Genomic DNA, 18,079 nt, shown 5'->3' with positions numbered 1-18,079 from the left:
GTAACATCAAGCGGCCCGGGCAGCCGGGCCCTGATGTTTTATCCATCGGTCATACACCATATAAGAAAGAGGAAGTAAATGGATAAGTTGATTGAAAACAAAAGAACAAAAAAAAGCCGCAAAACCTTAAAAAACTATTTATATCTTTTACCCGCAGTATTATTAACAGGTTTATTTTTCATTACATCAATCTTTTATACGATTTATTTAAGCTTTAATTCTTGGGATGGATTTTCACCTATTAAATTCGTAGGTCTGGATAATTACATATATCTGTTCCATGATACTAATTTCAAGATATCCGTAATGAATACCTTAATCTGGGTAGTCTGCTCCTTACTGATTTCCCTGGTAATTCCATTGTTCTTTGCAATATTAATATCGAGGAGTTCCTGGTTGACAGGTTTTAAGAATATATTCTATTTTCCAACGGCTTTATCTGCAACAGTAGGAGGTATGATTATTGCCTCTATGATATCTACTTATGGATTACCGCAGATATTCGGACTTCTGGGAATGGACAGTCTGGTTTGTGACTGGCTCGCAATCCCCTATGTAAATACATTTATTATGATAGGAATGGGAATGTGGCAGGGAATCGGATTAAATATGATTTTATTTATTTCAGGGCTGAATCATATTCCTGCTTCTCCTATTGAGGCGGCTTCTATAGAAGGTGCAGGAACATTCAGTATGTATACAAAAGTTATTTTTCCTTTATTAAAACCTACAACAATAGTTGTATTTTTAATGTCCCTGGTCAACAGCTTTAAGATCTTTGATTCCATCTGGGTTATGACAAAAGGCGGGCCTTACCGCAGTTCGGAAACTTTGGCCTTAACCATGTATGAGGAATCCTTTATAAGGAATCAATTCGGTGTTGGTTCGGCTGTTGCGGTTGTCTTATCGGTTGTTATCTTATTTTTGGCATATTTTAATCTGAAAAACACATTTTCAGATAATAACCTGACAGTATAACAAATCAGACTAGTAGGTAATTGTGAAATTATATAGTTTCTTGAATATACCATACAATTAATACAATTTCATAGCTTCCGTTGCTATTAAGGCAAAATTCAGCTCTTAAATTGTATTAATTGTACGGTATATAATAACAATAATCTCCCAATTACCTTATTCAGACTAATATAAGGAGGTAATTATGGTAAGGCAAAAAAAGAGAACAAAAATTATTATAAACAGCATACTGTCAGTACTTGCAGTTCTTTGGATCTTCCCGGTAATATTTACGATTATGGGTGCATTAAAAGGAAAACAGGAGTATAATTTAGGTAATATATGGGACTTGCCGAAAAGCTTTATGCTGTTAGATAATCTTACCTATTTAAATAAAGGAGCTGATATTTTTCAGGGTATGTTAAGCAGTTTTTTCTATGCTTTGTGCGGTGCCCTGTTTTCGGTAGTAATTGCCACACTGGCAGCTTATGCAATTGCAAAGCTGGAAATCAAATTCAGAATGTTCTGGTTCCTTTTTATTTACTGCGGAACGATTTTTCCGTTCCAGATCTATTTAATTCCGGTATATAGAGGGTTCTCCAAATTACATCTCTATGATACAAGAGCCGGTATGATTTTATTTTATACTGCTATATGCATTCCATTCAGTATGTTTGTGCTTCGGAATTTCTTTATTGGAATTTCCAATGAAATTTGTGAATCTGCCAAAATAGACGGTTGTAAGGATATGCAGATTTTAACCAGAATTTTTGTACCAATGGCGAAAGCACCATTATCTGTCGTATTTTTATCCCAGTTTACCTGGGCTTGGAATGACCTGATGTTTGGAATCACCTTTACAAAATCCTCAAATATAAGGCCTGTTATGGCCGCAATATCCTTGATGGGCAAAGCTCATATCCCGGCACTTTTAGTTGGATGTATTATCGCGTCCATTCCAACAATAATGTTATTTATATTCCTGCAAAAGAATTTTGAAGCCGGTTTTGCTTATCAGAGCAAATAATTTTAAAATAATATTTATTTTATAGAAAGAAGGTAATGATATGAAATTAAACAGAAAATGGAACATATATCTGATCCATCATTCCCACACAGATATCGGATATACGGAGCGCCAGGATAAAATCATTAATTATCACAAGGATTTTATAAAACAGGCAATTGATATATTAAATGACATCCACGCTAATCATAAAACAGACTATAGCGGTTTCGTATGGCAATGTGAGAATTATTGGCAGGTCCGTAATTTCTATACCCATGCAAAAAAGAATGATATAGAAGATTTCGAAAAGTATGTAAAAAGCGGTGAAATCGGGTTATCCGGCAACTATTTGAATATGACGGAGCTTATCAATTACGATATTTTAAATTCAAGAATAGGGAAAGCGAAAGAATATGGGGAAAAAACAGGAATGCCGGTAAAAAGCGGGATGACTGCGGATATTAATGGCTTTGCCTGGGGTTATGCAGATGCGCTATACGAAAACGGGGTAGAAAATTTATTTTCCTGTCTTCATCCCCATCATGGGATGTTCCCTTTATATAAGAAACAGATACCTTTTTACTGGGAAAGTCCAAAAGGGAATAAAGTTTTAGTGTGGAACGGGGAACACTATCACTTTGGTAATGAACTTCATTTTGCACCCCATGCCGGGACCTCTTATTTAATTTTCGATGAATATAGAAAAAAGATGCAGGCAAATACCATGTATAAATCCGGTCCGGCAGATACGGAAGAGATGGAACTTAAGGTATTGTGTGAGAGATTGGAACGTTACCTTAACAATCTGGAGGAGGAGAATTATCCTTATGATTTGGTACCGTTTATGGTATCGGGTGCAATTACGGATAATGCACCCCCAAGTGCCTCAATAGCAAAGAGAGTCAATTTATTAAACGAAAAATTCGCCGGACAGTTAACTGTTAAAATGGTGACTCTGGATCAATTTTTTGATCAGGTGAAAGCAAAATGTACGGATATTCCTACCTACAAAGGTGACTGGAATGACTGGTGGGCAGACGGAGTCGGCTCCACTCCTGCCGTTGTAAAGAATTTCCGGGATGCCCAGAGAAAATATGACTTATGTAAGAAATTAGATCCGTCTGCTAATGAGGGAGATTCTGCCTTAATTGAGGATGCTGCCGAAAATTTAATGTTATATGCAGAACATACCTGGGGATATTCCTCATCCGTTTCAGAACCCTGGGAGACTATGGTAGGGGATTTGGAATTAAAAAAATCTGCCTATGCAATTAATGGAAATACGGAGATTGCCAAAAATCTTGATCTTATATTAGCAAAAAAGGGAGAAGTCACCATTAAACAGGATAAGCCCCAGCAATATAAAATCATTAACCCCCATGACATTCCAATAAAAGCCACAGCGCTGGTATATATTGAATTTTGGGAATATATGGACGGAATTGATTTTGGACTTGATGTACCCATTAAAGTGGTTGATCTGAACACAAATGAAGTTCTAAGCCATCAGATTAAGCAAATAGCCCGTGCTATTCAGGTTGAAGTATCCGTTGCCATGAAACCGAAAGAAGAAAAAGTAATTGCTATTTATCCCACAAGAAAACAGGATAATAATACGGTAAAAAATCATGCACATATTGGTGCCGAAGGTGTCCGTGATGTTGTAGTACCGGATACCTATGAAGAAAATACCTCCTGTATTGAAACAGATTTTTATAAGGTTTTATTTGATGAAGAATCCGGTATTCGTTCCATCATAGACAAACGGGATCAGAAAGATATAGTTCGGCTGGATACGTTATATGCTCCATTCTCCGGTATCTATGAAGTAACCGATATTAGAACAAATCCCTGTGAAGAACGCAGAAAGATGGGCAGAAACCGCAAAAGTGTTTCAACCAGGCGTTATGGTTCAAAGTTAAAAAATATACAGGTTATTGAAAATGGTACTGTATATATTGCGGTACAACTGGATTATGGTCTGGAAGGTACGAAACTTTACAGTGTATTTTTAAAAGTATATAAGGAAATCTCAAAGATAGAAGCAATGGTACGTATACATAAGGAAAGTGTTTACGAACCGGAGAATTTATATATATCGCTGCCTTTTACGGCCGGAACGGATGAAGTGAAATACCTTGACAAAACCGGCTGTATCATAAAACCCGGTATCGATCAGCTTCCCGGAAGTAACAAGGAATTCTATCTGTTACAGAATGGTGTCGTTATGGAGGGAGCGGATAAAGATGTAATAATATCAGTAAAAGATGCGCCGCTTATTACTTTGGGAGACTTAAAGGCAAAACCCATACAGCTGTGTGACGGAAAGGATAGTAAGCTGAATCAGAGTACCGTTTATTCCTGGGTAATGAATAATTACTGGGAAACTAATTTCAAGGTTGATCTTGGCGGATTTTATGAATTTGCTTATACGATTATAACAACAGATAAAACTTCCAAAGAAGAAGCGATGAAAGTTTGCGAAGCGGCAAATGAAGGGCTGGTTTCCTTTTATATTTAATTTTGCTGATTGAAAAGACTAAGATTTTCTACAATTAATTAGGATGCTGCTAAGCGGCATCCTGTTTGGAGCAATTATATGAATTATTATTTAATGTTTGATGTAGGCGGTACGAAAATAAAAGCAGGAATTCTGACAGGAACAGGCGAACTGATAAGCGGTCTAAATTCTTTTGACTCCAGGGCAAACCGGCCGAAAGAGGAAATATTTAAAAATTTTGCGGATATTATTAATGTCTTAATTGATCAGATTAAAGATTCCGCAAAACAGATAGCCGGAATCGGAATGGCTTTTCCAGGACCGTTTGATTACAAAAACGGAATCAGCAAAATGACCGGGCTGAACAAATACGATGCTATTTATGACTGTGATTTTAAGAAAGAGCTTATGGAAATGCTTAAAAAAACAAAAGCTCTAAAATGGTTTCATAATGACTTAGCCTTTACCTTTATTCATGATGTGGAAGCCTTTGCAATCGGGGAGTGCCATTATGGTGCTGCCTTAAACTGTCACCGGGTTATGTATTTGTGTATTGGTACCGGGGCAGGTTCTTCCTTTACGGAGGATGGCAGGGTATTAAAAAAACAGTCGGACAATTTCCCGGAAAACGGATGGATCTATAAAACCCCCTTTAAAGAAAGTATTATTGATGATTATATTTCTATCCGGGGGTTACTAAAAATTTCCGAAAAGTATTGTAACCGGCCGGTAGAGGGTATCGATTTATATGAAATGGCAGTAAAGAAAGAAGAACCGGCTCTTTATACCTTAAAAGAGTTCGGAACTAATCTGGCAGAAGCAATTGTTCCTTATTTAAAAAGTTTCATACCGGATTGTCTGGTTCTTGGCGGTCAAGTATCGAAAAGTTTTAATTTTTTCGGTTCACAATTGGAGGATTATTGTAAGGAACATAAGATTTCAGTTCGGTTAACGGAAGATACTTCAGTGAGTATTTTAAAAGGATTATTTGCGGAAATGCAAAGCTGAAAAGATGTTTGAATAACGAGGGTAAATATATGGAATTAAACCGAGAAAAGGGAGCACCTCCTTTATATTTTCAGGTTGAGAATATCATTAAAGAGCAGATTGAAAACGGAGAATTTCTTTCCGGCGAGATTCTGCCAAGTGAAAAACAGCTTCAGGAACGTTACGGAGTCAGCCGTGTGACGGTCCGCCAGGCCGTCAGTTCTCTGGTAAATGCAGGATATTTGCAGTGTTCCCGCGGTATAGGAACCACTGTCATCTTTGAAAAAATTGATGAGAACCTGCAACGAGTTATCAGCTTTTCGGAAGAAATGGAGCAGCACGGAATTAAGATGGAAACCACTTATTGTGTTATCAGCCTGCAGAAAGCAACGAAAGCGGTAGCTTCCAATCTTAATATAAAGGAAGGGGAGGAGTGTTATAAACTGGTGCGTGTCAGATGTGCAAAAGGTACCCCCATGGTTTATTCCATGACTTATCTGACAAGGAAATATGAACTTCCCTTAGAACCAGACGCATATATGGAATCCTTATATAAATTAATGGATAACGGGTACGGAGTTAAAATAGTAAATGGCCAGGATACGTTTGAAGCAGCACTTGCAAGTCAGACAGTAGGAAGTTTTTTAAGCATTTCGTCCGGTTCTCCTATCTTTAAACGAACCCGTAAAACTTTTGACCAGCATAATGAACTGGTAGAATATACGGTATGCTATTACCCTGGGGATAAATATAAATATACCATTGAATTATAGACATCAGGGCATAAATGGTGCTCTCTGGAAACTCAGTCAGATGTACTGTAGAGTAAAACTGGCTGGCGTTAAGTGATTGGGAGTATAACCAGAATATAAGGAGAAAAAAATGGGTGGAAAATATTCAATATATAATAATTACGATTTGCTGCCTTATAAAGAAATTAATGGGTTTGACGATCAGGCTTTTGCTGGTTACGAATCCATATTGTCAGAGATTAATAGACTGATATCGGGCGGAAAGCGTATTTTCGTATTTGATTTATATCCCGGAGTGGATAAAGAGGAGCTGGAAGGTCAATTAAAGAGGTTAAATCCCTCCTTATTTATTGACTCTGAAGAATGCTCTTTTGAAAATAATAAAATTGCAGAGATATTTCAAGATAACATAACAGAAGACCGTGTATTTGGTGTAATGACTTATAAAAAATTAGAAGATTGTTATGAACCGTCCAAAATAGAAAAAGTACGGAAATTAATATCGGATACGAATCAGGGGGTTATCTTTATAGCAGGTGTCGGTGCAGGGTTGATTACCTTAGGAGAGGTATACTTTTATTTTGATCTGGCCAGATGGGAGATACAGCTGCGTTACCGAAAAGGAATGCCTAATTGGAAATGTGACAATGGGGATGAATCGATATTAAGTAAATTTAAACGAGGGTATTTTATGGAGTGGCGCCTAGCAGACAGGCATAAAAAATCTCATTTTGAAAACTTTGATTATGTCGTTGATGCAAACACTTCCGGCTATCCTAAAATGATAACAGGAAAAGCTTACCGCAGTGCTCTTCATCAGGTGAGCAGGGAACCTTTCCGGTTAAAACCCTATTTTGATCCGGGAGTCTGGGGAGGGCAGTGGATGAAAGAAGTCTTTGGATTGGATCAGAATACGCCGAATTATGCCTGGAGTTTTGACGGAGTACCGGAAGAGAACAGCCTGAATCTTAAGTTTGGCAAGGTTTTGGTTGAAATTCCGTGTATGGATCTGGTATTATACCGTCCAGAACAATTACTTGGGGATAGGGTACATGCCCGGTTTGGTGCAGAATTCCCCATACGTTTTGATCTTCTTGATACCATGGAGGGAGGCAACCTTTCCCTGCAGGTACATCCGCTTACGGAGTACATTCAGGAGTCTTTCGGTATGCATTATACCCAGGATGAAAGTTATTATATATTAGATGCATCCGAAGACGAAGAAACATACGTATATCTGGGAACCAGGGAAGGTATTGACAGAAAACAGATGGAAGAAGATCTAAGAAAGGCACAGGAAGGAAATTATGAGTTCCCGGCTGAAAAATATGTAAATAAATTCCCTGTTAAAAAACATGATCATGTTCTGATTCCGGCAGGTACAATCCACTGTTCCGGCAAAAATACCATGGTACTGGAAATCAGTGCAACACCGTATATTTTTACCTTTAAGCTATGGGACTGGGGAAGAACCGGCTTAGATGGCAAACCCCGCCCAATCCATATAAAGCATGGTTTAAAGAATGTCCAGTGGGAAAGGGATACAACCTGGGTTAAAAATAATCTGATTGACCAGGCAACGGTTTATTTTCAGGAAGACGGCCTCACACTGGAACACACCGGATTACATAACCGTGAATTTATTGACACTTACCGGTATACTTTTAATAAAACGGTTACCTGTTATTGCAAAGACAGCGTCAATATGCTGAATTTAGTGGAAGGGGCGCAGGTGACCATAGCCGGCAAAAACGGAGAGTTTAAGCCTTTTGAAGTCCATTATGCGGAAACCTTTATTATCCCGGCAAGTGTTGTGGTTTATACCATGACCCCAAGCGGTCCGTCTGAGGGGAAAGAGGTATCCGTGATTGCCGCATCGGTGAAATAACTTATATACCATTCAGGAGACGCAAGTTAAGAAACTTAAAGATTTTGTGGTACTATGTAGTGGATAAAATGAATAAAAATGGCTGTAGGCCCAGTGAAATGGTGCGCTTACAGCCTTTCTGCATTTCTGCTGGGCGAAAGTTAAATAAACTTGTGGAAACAGGTAAATATTGCTATAATAGTTTATTGAAATAATGAAATAAAATATGAAAGGGTGTAGCTCTTGTATCGTTTTAAATCAAAATCTGTTATTCCCATTTACCTTATCGGTTTAGTCTGGTTGATTTATTCTTTTTCCTTTCCCTTATACCGGATTCAGGATTTTGTAATAGCAGCAATATTATCCTTTGCGGTATTTTTTGCGGGGACTTACATGATTACCATAAAGGATCAAAAAAATGGTATCGAGTATATTAATACCGGTGACAGGGATTTAGATGAAATGCTTGAAACGGCTGCTAAGAATCTTAATATGCTAAAATTTTTAAGCCAAAATATTATTAATACTAAAATGGCGGGGCAGGTTAAGCAATTGGAAAATGTTTCGGTTAAAATTTTAGATTTGGTAAAGAACGAGCCAAATAAAGCCTCAAAAGCCAGTCAGTTTTTTAATTATTATTTATCTGAAACTGTAAAAATTCTTATTTCATATAAGGAATTCGAGGCCGGCGGACGAAGCGGGAAAAACCTTACTACGGCAATGACACAGATAGAAGAATTTATGGTTAAATTAGCGGAGGCATATCAAAAAATTTTAGATGGTCTGTATAAAGATGAAGTAACGGATGTCTCTATTGATATGGAGGTTATGGCAGCCATGCTTAAGCAGGATCAATATTTATAAGAATGGAACCGCATACCATTTAAGCAGAGGAGGTAGGAAATGAGATATTTAAAAAGTAAAAAAACTGCTGTTATTATTACTTCCATCCTTGTTTTAATATCGATTCTATATGGCTCCCACCATTCGCTTACAAAATTAAGAAGCGAAGTCAAGGAGGTCTTTTTTAACGGAGAAAATGCATCTGGCAAGAGCATAAACAGTGATTTGGAATACATATCCGACGAATGTTATAATTTAACCGTTGTCGCCGGCAGATATATAGATAAGGACGATGAAAGAATCATCAATATACTAAACAGCAGGGAGTTATTGGAGAAAGCTGATAATCCGGGAAGGAAATTTAAAACTGGTAAAAAATTGATAGAAATAGCTACGGTTTTATATAATGATTTAAAGGTAATGGAATTAAGTGAGAGGGATCGATATTATACGGAGAGTTTTCCGGTAAATGTCCGGTCCAGAGAATTGATTATTTCACATAATTCTTATAATGATAAGGCCAGAGAATTTAACCGTATTTTGAAAGTATTTCCTGCAAATCTGCTTAGAAGGATGACTTTTGTTAAAACACTGGAATTATACGAATGATGGGGAGGAATAGAATGAAGAAATTCTATAAAATAATAATAATTTTATTATTGCTTGGGTTAATGCCGCTTAGAACTCATGCTGCGGAGAAATTGCCAAAACCGACGGATGTTTTTTATGTGAATGATTTTGCCGATGTCATTGATGCGAAAGCAGAAGATGAGATGATTGAATATGGAAACCGGTTAAATGAAAAGTCAGGGGCACAGGTTGTCCTGGTGACGGTAGATTTTACAAACGGAGACTCCCTGGAAGACTATGCATATAAGATTTTTAATAAATGGGGCATCGGATCAAAAGAAAAAAATAACGGGTTACTTATACTTTTATCCATAGGTGACGACGACTATTGGGCTATGCAGGGCGAAGGCCTGGAGGACAGTCTGTCCAGCGGAAAGATATCCGCTATCCTTAATGAATACCTGGAACCGGACTTTGCGGCAAAGGATTATAGTGCAGGAGCGGAAAAAGTCTACAAAGCATTTATTCAGGAATTAGGCGGACAATTGCCTGAAAAAACGGCAGATACCGCGGAAACGAAAGATTCCGGGGAGTCCTCCTTGGAACCGGCTATTCAATATACTTATGATAAAGCAGATATCCTTAGTAAAAAAGCGGAAACATACATTAATGAAAAGAGTAATGAAACCTATGGATTATATGGAGCAGGAGTTTATGTTGTTACGAAAGATAAATGTAAGGATGGTATCAGCTTCCAGGATGATGCCGTAAATATTTATCAGGAAATCAACGGCAGCAGCAAAGATGTATTATTGGTTTTATATAAGGAGGATGATAATTACTGGGTGCTGCCGGGAGAAGACGCTGAGAATTTTGCAACGGAGGAAGTTCTGAGAGATATTTTGGATAATACTTTGGAGTCGCAGTTCGCAGGTAAAAAATACAGCCAGGGAGCTATGGATACGGCGGACCGGTTTTATAACCTTTTTAGGAAAAATTTAGAGGAACAAAAAAACAATAAAAATAGTTACGGTAAAGAAGATAGTAAGAACAGTTACGATAAAGAAGATAGTAAAAACAGTTACAATAAAGAGCAAGAGAATTTAAACAAAGAACAGTATCCACCGGAGGCCTATGGTATGTGGGGGCTTCTTCTACTTTTCCTATTCTTTTTATCATTAAGAGGAAGACGCAGAAGGCGCTTTAGAAGGCAGTATGGAGTACCTTTTAATCCATATAGCAGAAGACATATCAGACATTATGGATCAAATGGCTATTGGGGCTCAAATGGGACGCCTCCTATGGATTATGGCGGAGCGGGACGCAGTTCTTCAGGGGGAAGTTTCTGGGGAAGTAGTAAAGGTGCAGGCAGGTCCTCCTCCTGGGGAGGCAGTTCGGGAGCCGGCAGATCCACAACCAGAAGCAGTTTTGGCGGCGGAGGTTCAAGTCGGGGCGGCGGAGCCGGCAGATCTTCAGGAGGTATAGGAAGGACGGCAGGTCATTCCTCGGGTGCCGGACGTTCTACCGGAGGCGGTGGAAGCAGCCGGGGCGGCGGAGCCGGAAGGAAAAAATGATTGCGGAGATTTCGTAAAGACTGCTGTATGCTAATAAACTTTTACAGCTGCCTAAGAACAGGAGAAATGCAGTGGAGGAACACTGTAAAAAAAATAATATTGACAGTAATCATAAAAAGTTGTAAACTAAAAAAGTAAATAAGGAAATTCTTCGGGGCAGGGTGAAATTCCCGACCGGCGGTATAGTCCGCGACCTGATATTCTGATACATCATGAAGTTAAACTGTTAACATCATGGAGAACACAGTCTATCAGTTGATTTGGTGAGATTCCAAAACCGACAGTAAAGTCTGGATGTGAGAAGATAAATTGTTGCAATTATCAGCAACTAATTTTTAAACATTAGCCTCGAATCAATAGATTCGAGGTTTTTTTAATGTAATTCGTTCATACGAAAGAGCGAAAACGATATGCAGTCCATTCCCCAGGACTTTTATACAAATAACCAAGAATTTTCCTTTCAAATTATTTTAAAGGAGAGAACAGTATGTCAACTATGACTCATGAAACAAAGTTCAAATCGTCTAACTCAAACAAATCAAAAGGGAGCGTATTTACTACCAGGGCATTGGTAACAATTGGCCTGCTATCAGCACTTTCCTACGTATTAATGTTATTGGAATCACCGCCGTATATTGGCTTTTTAAGACTCGAGCTTAGTGATATTCCTGCAATTATAGGTGCATTTCAATTTGGTCCTATGGCCGGACTTGTTATTGAGTTAATAAAGAATTTAATTAAAGGTATTACTGCAACGAAAACTGCGGGAGTCGGTGAATTAGCGAACTTTATCGTAAGCGCCGCTTATGTTGTGCCGGCAGCTATTATCTACAGAAGAATGAAGAATAAATATAAATCTTTCTTATCTTTTGGTATAGCGACTATTTGCTTGACAATTGCAGGCTTTTTAATGAATTATTTTGTTACAATTCCTTTATATGCAACCCTTTATGGTGGAATGGAAAATGTATTAGCCGCTGCGACGGTGATTCCCGGAATAAAAGATAAATTTACTTTAATCCTTTTGGGTATAACACCTTTTAACTTGGTAAAAGGTATTTTCTTGGGTATTATCGGACATTACACATATCGATTATTAAAAAACCGTTTGTAAGAAGTGGAATAAGGCCACTTAAATAATATGTAGTATTATCATGGTTTGGATCAAAAGTCCATACACAAAAATAATGATAGAGTATATCATATACAGATTAACGCCTAACAGTATAATTACAAAATTTATTTTGTAAGAAATTTAAAGGTTAACGTTACGAAACTGCAAGAAAATGCAGTTGCTGTATTAAGATATACTCTATTTGTTTTTTTAATAGTTATAAAGGATTAAGATTTATTCTTTATAACCCGGAGATACTAAGGCAGCCGTGTTTCTTTGGGTTATCATTTTGACCTACTTGTAATTTAAGTTCAATCTGCTATAATTGCACATAGATAAACAAATCCACCAGAGTAAAGCGAGATATGTTATGATTATAGAGAGTTATAAAATGGATGATACTTATGACCTTGGCAGAAAATTAGGAAAACAGGCAAAAGCGGGTGAGGTATATTGCCTTTTAGGAGACCTGGGAACCGGTAAAACAGTATTTACACAAGGATTTGCCAAAGGGCTTGGAATAGAAGAAGCAGTAAGCAGCCCCACATTTACCATTATACAGGAATATGAAGAAGGAAGGCTTCCTTTTTATCATTTTGATGTCTACCGTATTGGAGATATTACAGAAATGGACGAATTGGGATACGAAGATTATTTTTATGGAAGCGGAGTCTGCTTAATAGAATGGTCCAATCTAATTGAAGAAATACTTCCGCCAAATCCCACGGTTATTACGATTGAGAAAGATTTGGACAAGGGGTTTGATTATAGAAAAATCACTATAGAGAATGGGACTGTTTAATTCACAGATAAAACTCGGGATGAACAGTTAACAAGAGGCTTGATATAAATAATAAATAAGGTGTCAGGACGTAATAAAGTTATGCTTAGAAATGGAGTAAATATGAAGATATTAGCGATAGATAGTTCAGGACTGGTAGCATCGGTTGCGGTAGTTACGGAAGAAAAATTATTAGCCGAATATACGGTAAATAATAAAAAAACTCATTCACAAACGTTATTGCCCATGTTAGATGATATGATGAAACTGTTAGAACAGGATTTAAAAGAGTTAGATGCGATTGCAGTTGCCGGCGGACCTGGATCTTTTACAGGGTTAAGAATTGGTTCCTCAACCGCGAAAGGATTGGGACTGGCGTTAGATAAACCGATTATTAACGTGCCTACGGTAGATGCCCTGGCTTATAATTTATATGGAACTGACCGGTTAATCTGTCCGATTATGGATGCCAGAAGAAACCAGGTCTATACAGGAATTTATGAATTTCAGGGTGAAGAATTTGTTGTTGTAACACCCCAGAAGGCAGTCGGTATCACGGATATTGCGGCAGAACTTAACCATCTGGGCAGAGAAGTAATCTTCATAGGGGATGGCGTGGAGGTTCATGAAGCTAAATTAAAAGAAATTATGACAGTTCCTTTTAGTTTCGCGCCGGTTCATCTCTCAAAGCAAAGAGCCGGAGCAGTTGGTGCACTGGGAATTATTTATTATAAGAAAGGTCTTAAGGAGAATGCAGATGCCCATGAGCCGGTTTACCTTAGATTATCCCAGGCAGAAAGAGAGCTGATGGAAAAAGAAAGGGCTCAAAAGGAATAATTTAGCAGGTATAAGAATAGAAACGCAGCATAGCGGACCTAAGAAGATTTTAATTTTAACCGGTATAAAGATAGGAGTACCAATGTTAATAAGAGAAATGCAGGAAAAAGACTTATTAAGGGTTCATGAAATGGAATGCAGCATATTTTCAAAACCCTGGACCGTTAATGATTTTAAAAATTCCATACAAAACCGGCAGAATATTTATCTAGTTGTGGAAGAAGAGGATCAAATCATAGCTTATTGTGGATTATGGGGAGTTGCAGGAGAAGGGCAGATTAATAATGTGGCAGTAAAGAAAAGCTTAAGAGGTCGCGGTATTGGTCATGCAATGTTATCTGCTCTAATCGGGCAGGGAAAAAAGAAGGGATTAGGAGCTTTTACTCTGGAAGTAAGGGTAAGTAACGAATCGGCTATTGCTTTATACCACAAATTAGATTTTAAGGATGCCGGAATCAGAAAAAACTTCTATGAAGAGCCGACGGAAGATGCCCTGATTATGTGGTTACAATAAATGATTAAAGAGGATAATCTGCTTTTTACGCTATTTATTTCAGGCAATGAAAGAAACTATTTAGTCTTTTTGTATATACCATGCAATAGCGAAGTATACAATTGCCTATTATGATTAAACCCAAAATCTTCTACCTTTAAATTTGCAGGGGGACAGGGAAAGTAAGTGTGGATAAGGGCATTGGATTATACTAGGAGATTGAGATACATTAATTCCCACTGTAAAAATACCATGGAAAACGTTATAATGTTACTAAGAAGTGGGCCAAGTTAGCAGGAGGGATAACACATGGACAAGGTTAAGGTGAAAATCCGCATGAATAAGGACGTATGTTGCAACGTGTGTGGAAAAAAGATAATTATGGAGCAGGGGATAATGAAGGAAGATGTTTTTGAAGCTGCCAAGGAGTGGGGATATTTTTCTAAATATGACTTAGAAGTCCATAAATTTAATATATGTGAAGAATGTTATGATAATTTAATTTCTACTTTTAAAATACCAATTGAAGTAGTTCGTAAAAAAGAAGTATTATAGCAGGGGTAAGCTGTTGCGAATAAACTCATCGGATTGTCTGTTAATCAGTAACCGGGAGCGCATTTGCAGCAGCTTTTTTGTACATTAAGAATCGTACACTATAAATAAAAAACGTACCTTATTCCTCTATAACTTGATTATAAAGATAGGTTATGTTAATATTAAGGTAGAAAAGGTTTTGGAAATATGTGTATGTTTGCTTAGAAAAGGGTAGAATAAAAGGTAATCATGCAATTAATACAAATTCAGAGCTAAATCTTACCCAGAGGGCAACTAAACTATGAATCCGTATTAAGTACTTAAATTCAAAAAACTAAATAGTTTCGCAATTACCTAAAGGAATTAGAAATAAGTGAGGAAATTACATGTTAGATGTTTGTTTACTTGGTACCAGTGGTATGATGCCATTACCGAACCGCTGGCTTACTGCTTTGATGACCAGATTCAATGGCTCCAGTTTATTAATCGATTGCGGAGAAGGAACCCAGATAGCTGTCAAAGAGAAAGGTTGGAGCTTTCATCCTATAGATATTATATGTTTTACTCATTATCACGGAGATCATATCAGCGGATTACCGGGTCTGCTTTTAACCATGGGAAATGCCGACAGGACGGAGCCGGTTACCATGATTGGTCCGAAAGGGTTGGAAAGGGTTGTAAATGCACTTCGTATTATTGCTCCGGAGCTGCCGTTTGATATTCATTTTATCGAATTAACGAACCCAATGGAAGAAATCCGGATCAAAGGTTACGTTATCCAGGCTTTTAAGGTAAACCATAATGTTGTCTGTTATGGCTATAATATATTAATAGAACGCGGCGGCAGGTTTTTTACCCAGAAAGCCAATGAAAATAAGGTACCCCAGATGTATTGGAACCGACTGCAGAAAGGGGAAACCATAGAAACAGGTGATATTGTTTATACCCCCGATATGGTATTAGGACCAGCAAGAAAAGGAATTAAACTTACTTATTGTACCGATACCAGGCCTATAGCAGCTATTTCCGAATATGCCAAAGAAGCTGATTTGTTTATCTGTGAAGGAATGTACGGGGAGAAAGATAAGGAAGATAAAGCGATAGATCATAAACATATGACCTTTTATGATGCTGCCAGGTTAGCAAAGGCAGCAAACGTAAAGGAATTATGGTTAACCCATTTCAGCCCGTCTTTAGTAAAACCTGAAATGTATATGGAGGATACCCGTGGAATTTTTCCTAACGCAAAAGCAGGAAAGGATAGAAAGAGCACCACTTTAGAATTTAATCCGGAAGAATAATTCCCTGATGGTATTTTAACCTCATTAAAGGAGGCAGCCTATGAAAAAATCAAAAAAACAAACGGTGAAAACTATCGTTTTTATGTGTATCTTTTCTGCTACCTTAATTACACTGTATTTTTTTATCAGAACCAGAACAACTCCTTTTCAAATAGAATCAGCTTCATCCATGAGCGAAGCAGAAAAGCTTTTGGCAAAAGATATTCCTGGCAATTATCCTCCCTCCCCCAGGGAAGTTCTAAAGCTGTACAGCCGAATAACAAAATGTTTGTTTAATGAAAAGCTAAATTCAGAACAGATAGAACAGTTGGCAAATCAGCTTCGTCAGTTATTTGATGAAGAACTGCTTCAGAATAATCCAACAGAGAATTATTTATCTGATTTGAATGTAGAAATAACAGAGTATAGGAATGCAAATAAAAACATCATGAATTATGTTATAGAAAACAGCGATTCAGTAAAATATTGGGATAAGGGAAATCAGAAATATGCTTCCATTGTAATGTCTTTTACTACAAAAGAAGATAATGATTATTTAAAGGTTTATGAGAATTTTCTTTTCAGGCAGGATAAGGAAGATAAATGGAAAATCATGGGTTGGGAATTAACCGATAAAAAGGAAATCAATTCTGAGGAATAATAGGATTTTTTAAATTATTAATAATAAATTAAAAAATCTAATAAAAATAATTCAATGATAATAGAATCTAATATTCCTTGCCTCAGGTGATTTTAGAAATAAAATCATTCTGAGGTAAAGTTCATTTATAAGAAAAATTGGAACCAGGAGAATAAGTTATGGAAAAAGATATTTTAATATTGGCCATCGAATCATCGTGTGATGAGACAGCGGCAGCCGTAGTGAAAAACGGCCGTAACGTTTTATCGAATGTAATCTCATCCCAGATAGCCCTGCATACATTGTACGGTGGAGTTGTTCCGGAGATTGCATCCAGAAAACATATTGAGAAAATAAATCAGGTAATTAAAGAAGCTTTATATGAAGCTAAAGTAACTTTAGATGACATAGATGCGATCGGTGTTACCTATGGACCCGGTCTGGTAGGGGCACTTTTAGTAGGTGTAGCCGAAGCAAAAGCAATCAGTTATGCAACAAAAAAGCCATTAATCGGTGTTCATCATATTGAAGGGCATGTTTCAGCTAATTTCATTGAAAGTAAAGATTTGGAACCGCCATTTTTATGTCTGATTGTTTCAGGTGGGCATACGCATCTGGTGATCGTAAAGGAATATGGCCAATATGAAATTATCGGGCGAACAAGGGATGATGCGGCAGGAGAAGCATTTGATAAAGTAGCAAGGGCTATCGGGTTAGGTTATCCCGGAGGTCCCAAGGTAGATAAATTAGCAAAAGAGGGAAATAAATATGCGGTTGCTTTTCCTCGGGCCAATATAGAGGGATTCCCTTATGATTTCAGTTTCAGTGGGGTGAAGTCAGCAGTTTTAAACCATCTTAATTCCTGTGCCATGAAAAATGAGCCAGTAAATACAGCTGATATTGCAGCTTCTTTTCAGGAAGCTGTTGTGGATGTTTTGGTCTCTAAGACCATTGCCGCTGCCAGTGAGTATCATATGGATAAAGTTGCAATTGCAGGAGGTGTAGCAGCAAATTCAACCTTAAGGGAAGCTATGGGGGAAGCCTGCAAACAACATAGAATAAAATTATATTATCCCTCACCCATTTTATGTACGGATAATGCGGCTATGATCGGAGCAGCTGCCTATTATGAATATTTAAATGGTACCAGACATGGATTGGATTTAAATGCTGTACCGAATCTTAAGATTGGACAGAGGTAAAGAACAGAGATAAAGAGCAGATGGAAAAGTAGGAATAAGAGCAAAGTTAAATAAGGACAAAGATAAATAAAACAAGGATAAATAAAACAAAGATAAATAAGAACAAAAATAATAAGAGCAAAGTTAAGAAGAAAAGCTA

17 protein-coding genes and 1 riboswitch are annotated in these 18,079 nt (G+C 37.4%); all 17 genes read left to right on the top strand.

Annotated features, from left to right (window positions below):
- The first annotated feature begins 78 nt into the window (after positions 1-78).
- The 17 genes from Ana3638_RS03330 (at position 79) to tsaD (ending at position 17,940) form a co-directional block, all read left to right on the top strand.
- On the top strand, positions 79-978 hold the full coding sequence (locus tag Ana3638_RS03330; RefSeq protein ID WP_161836769.1) for a carbohydrate ABC transporter permease: 900 nt from the start codon (positions 79-81) through the stop codon (positions 976-978).
- A gap of 184 nt (positions 979-1,162) precedes the next feature.
- Positions 1,163-1,984 (top strand): carbohydrate ABC transporter permease, encoded by an 822-nt coding sequence (locus Ana3638_RS03325; RefSeq protein ID WP_161836768.1) that lies wholly within the window; start codon positions 1,163-1,165, stop codon positions 1,982-1,984.
- 40 nt (positions 1,985-2,024) lie between these two features.
- Positions 2,025-4,487 (top strand): glycoside hydrolase family 38 N-terminal domain-containing protein, encoded by a 2,463-nt coding sequence (locus Ana3638_RS03320; RefSeq protein ID WP_161836767.1) that lies wholly within the window; start codon positions 2,025-2,027, stop codon positions 4,485-4,487.
- Positions 4,488-4,565: 78 nt separating this feature from the next.
- Positions 4,566-5,474 (top strand): ROK family protein, encoded by a 909-nt coding sequence (locus tag Ana3638_RS03315; RefSeq protein ID WP_161836766.1) that lies wholly within the window; start codon positions 4,566-4,568, stop codon positions 5,472-5,474.
- A gap of 29 nt (positions 5,475-5,503) precedes the next feature.
- Complete coding sequence (locus Ana3638_RS03310) at positions 5,504-6,226, top strand: GntR family transcriptional regulator (protein ID WP_161836765.1); 723 nt, start codon at positions 5,504-5,506, stop codon at positions 6,224-6,226.
- Positions 6,227-6,335: 109 nt separating this feature from the next.
- Positions 6,336-8,093: a class I mannose-6-phosphate isomerase gene (locus Ana3638_RS03305; RefSeq protein WP_246240744.1), complete on the top strand. Its 1,758-nt coding sequence runs from the start codon at positions 6,336-6,338 to the stop codon at positions 8,091-8,093.
- Between the two features lie 222 nt (positions 8,094-8,315).
- Entirely contained in the window at positions 8,316-8,936 is a 621-nt protein-coding gene (locus Ana3638_RS03300) for a 5-bromo-4-chloroindolyl phosphate hydrolysis family protein (protein WP_161836764.1), read from the top strand.
- A 39-nt stretch (positions 8,937-8,975) separates the two neighbouring features.
- Positions 8,976-9,524 carry a hypothetical protein gene (locus Ana3638_RS03295; protein WP_161836763.1) on the top strand — a complete coding sequence of 183 codons (549 nt, stop codon included), beginning with the start codon at positions 8,976-8,978 and terminating at the stop codon, positions 9,522-9,524.
- A 14-nt stretch (positions 9,525-9,538) separates the two neighbouring features.
- Complete coding sequence (locus Ana3638_RS25655) at positions 9,539-11,059, top strand: TPM domain-containing protein (RefSeq protein WP_161836762.1); 1,521 nt, start codon at positions 9,539-9,541, stop codon at positions 11,057-11,059.
- Positions 11,060-11,202: 143 nt separating this feature from the next.
- A riboswitch (FMN riboswitch) is annotated at positions 11,203-11,369 on the top strand.
- A gap of 177 nt (positions 11,370-11,546) precedes the next feature.
- Positions 11,547-12,173 carry an ECF transporter S component gene (locus Ana3638_RS03285; RefSeq protein WP_161836761.1) on the top strand — a complete coding sequence of 209 codons (627 nt, stop codon included), beginning with the start codon at positions 11,547-11,549 and terminating at the stop codon, positions 12,171-12,173.
- Positions 12,174-12,543: 370 nt separating this feature from the next.
- Entirely contained in the window at positions 12,544-12,975 is a 432-nt protein-coding gene (tsaE, locus tag Ana3638_RS03280) for a tRNA (adenosine(37)-N6)-threonylcarbamoyltransferase complex ATPase subunit type 1 TsaE (RefSeq protein WP_161836760.1), read from the top strand.
- Positions 12,976-13,077: 102 nt separating this feature from the next.
- Complete coding sequence (tsaB, locus tag Ana3638_RS03275) at positions 13,078-13,791, top strand: tRNA (adenosine(37)-N6)-threonylcarbamoyltransferase complex dimerization subunit type 1 TsaB (protein WP_161836759.1); 714 nt, start codon at positions 13,078-13,080, stop codon at positions 13,789-13,791.
- Between the two features lie 82 nt (positions 13,792-13,873).
- Positions 13,874-14,305 (top strand): ribosomal protein S18-alanine N-acetyltransferase, encoded by a 432-nt coding sequence (rimI, locus tag Ana3638_RS03270; protein WP_161836758.1) that lies wholly within the window; start codon positions 13,874-13,876, stop codon positions 14,303-14,305.
- A 288-nt stretch (positions 14,306-14,593) separates the two neighbouring features.
- The gene (locus Ana3638_RS03265; protein ID WP_161836757.1) at positions 14,594-14,839 is read left to right on the top strand and encodes a hypothetical protein; all 246 of its coding nucleotides are present in this window, start codon (positions 14,594-14,596) and stop codon (positions 14,837-14,839) included.
- A gap of 365 nt (positions 14,840-15,204) precedes the next feature.
- Positions 15,205-16,119, top strand: a complete 915-nt coding sequence (locus Ana3638_RS03260; protein WP_161836756.1) for a ribonuclease Z — start codon at positions 15,205-15,207, stop codon at positions 16,117-16,119.
- Between the two features lie 40 nt (positions 16,120-16,159).
- Positions 16,160-16,759: a DUF6715 family protein gene (locus tag Ana3638_RS03255; protein WP_161836755.1), complete on the top strand. Its 600-nt coding sequence runs from the start codon at positions 16,160-16,162 to the stop codon at positions 16,757-16,759.
- Between the two features lie 158 nt (positions 16,760-16,917).
- Positions 16,918-17,940, top strand: coding sequence for a tRNA (adenosine(37)-N6)-threonylcarbamoyltransferase complex transferase subunit TsaD (tsaD, locus tag Ana3638_RS03250; RefSeq protein ID WP_161836754.1), 1,023 nt, complete (start codon positions 16,918-16,920; stop codon positions 17,938-17,940).
- Positions 17,941-18,079: the final 139 nt, after the last annotated feature.

The sequence above is a fragment of the Anaerocolumna sedimenticola genome, from assembly GCF_009931695.1.
Lineage (GTDB): Bacteria > Bacillota > Clostridia > Lachnospirales > Lachnospiraceae > Anaerocolumna > Anaerocolumna sedimenticola.
This window is presented reverse-complemented; position numbering and strand designations above follow the sequence as displayed.